This is a genomic window from Vallitalea sediminicola (genome assembly GCF_054408565.1).
Genome location: NZ_BTPT01000254.1, coordinates 1 through 267 on the forward strand (window position 1 = coordinate 1; position 267 = coordinate 267).

Below are 267 nucleotides of genomic sequence, written 5' to 3' on the forward strand. Positions count from 1 at the left end.
AAGGGGGATTTGTTGTGAAGTTAGTGTTTTTAATTGGTGACGAAGCTGTCGGAAAAATGACAGTAGGACAAGAACTTATGAAAATTACAGATTTACGTTTGTTCCATAATCATATGACTATCGAACCCGTTATTGAAGTATTCGGCTATTTTCAAGGGAAATCAATAAGTAGATTAAGAGAAATTATCTTTGAAGAATTTGCTGCATCAGATAATTACGGATTGATATTTACATATATGTGGGCTTTTGACCAAAAATCAGATTGGG

The 267-nt window shown here is 33.3% G+C and carries 1 protein-coding gene; it reads left to right on the forward strand.

From position 1 onward, the window contains the following. Positions 1-14: 14 nt before the first annotated feature. A partial coding sequence (locus ACX6CF_RS26645; protein ID WP_458788405.1) for a hypothetical protein occupies positions 15-267 on the forward strand: 253 nt, incomplete at its 3' end.